The organism is Cytobacillus firmus (assembly GCF_023715565.1).
GTDB lineage: Bacteria > Bacillota > Bacilli > Bacillales > Cytobacillaceae > Cytobacillus > Cytobacillus firmus_C.
The window spans coordinates 1-1,301 of record NZ_JAMBOJ010000133.1 but is presented as its reverse complement, the minus strand read 5'-3'; the positions used below and the strand labels follow the sequence as shown (position 1 = coordinate 1,301).

The 1,301-nt window shown below is 40.0% G+C and carries 2 protein-coding genes; both read right to left on the bottom strand.

The annotated features are described in order from the left end of the window. Positions 1 to 35: 35 nt before the first annotated feature. On the bottom strand, positions 36 to 887 hold the full coding sequence (locus M3205_RS25070; RefSeq protein WP_396106431.1) for an IS3 family transposase: 852 nt from the start codon (positions 885 to 887) through the stop codon (positions 36 to 38). After that, a complete protein-coding gene (locus tag M3205_RS26010) occupies positions 884 to 1,216 on the bottom strand; it encodes a transposase (RefSeq protein ID WP_396106429.1) in 333 nt (110 codons plus the stop codon). Before M3205_RS26010 ends, M3205_RS25070 begins: the two co-directional genes overlap by 4 nt. Positions 1,217 to 1,301: the final 85 nt, after the last annotated feature.

Below are 1,301 nucleotides of genomic sequence, written 5' to 3'. Positions count from 1 at the left end.
TGGTCTTGTCCCTGTCAAGTAGACAACATAAAAAGCTAAGCAGTGAGCGCGTGTCGATATTCAATCGGCGCGCGTTTCTTTAGTTTCTTTTGTCTTCGTTTGTAATTGTAATGGTAGATGTAATCCTCAAGAGCTTGCTCTAGATCTTCTTCTGACTTACACTTATTTATATACAGCTTCTCGGTTTTGAGGTGTGAGAAGAACGATTCTACACAGGCATTGTCCAGGCAGTTTCCTTTTCGAGAGTGGCTGCCCTTGATGCCGTAATCCTCTAATCTGCTGCTGTATAGCTTTGACGTATACTGGAAGCCTTGATCTGAATGGAGAACGGCTCCAGCTACGTCTTTTTTCTTTGTCCATTCTTCTACTGTATTTAATACTAGCTCCAGATCATTTCTCTTAGATAGCTCCCAACTTACTATCTCGTTATTAAAGAGATCCTGAATGACCGATACATAATAAAATTCTTCTCCAACAGACACATATGTTATATCCGTTACCATCTTTTGATTAGGTCCTGCAGCCCTGAAATTCCTTTTAAGGCGATTAGGGAAGATGATAGACGGACTATGACCATGCCGTTTTCTCTTCTTTCGGACGACTGATTGTATGTCCATTTCCGTCATCAGCCTGTAGACTTTCTTGTGGTTGATTAAATACCCGTTTTCATTTAATTCGTCTGTAATACGAGGCCGGCCAAATTCAGGATGCATAAAATGAATCCCAAAAATGTGCTCACGGATGACTTTTTCATCCCTAGCCTTCTCTTCCCGTTTAACATTAGTTTTTCTCCATTTGTAATAGCTAGCTGGTTTGATATAGGCAATCTCCAGCAGCCAAGAGACCGGATAGGTACTCCTTAACTCATCAACTAGTTCATATTTCATTCTTCTGGGGATGTTTCCTCCTCCTTTACCAGATTTGGATACTGCTTTTTTAGAAATTCAACCTGTGCTTTTAAATAATCTCTTTCCTCTTCAACCGACTTGAATTTAGTCCTAGGCCTGCCTTTTAAAGGATTAGAGACTCCTTTACGCTCATCAAACGGTACTCCATCTTTCCATTTCTTAACCCACACTTTAAGCTGGCTGCAGTTACGAATTCCCAATTCTTCTGCCAGTACTTTATAACTCTTAGACCCATTCACGTATTTCATGACAGCATTATGTTTAAACTCCTCCGAATAGCTATTAAAAGTTTGCCCTTTCTTTGCCATAGAAAAAATCCCCTCCAAGTAGCATTCTTTCCTCCATGGTAACATGAAGGTTTTTTTGAATGTCTACTTAAAGGGGACATTAACA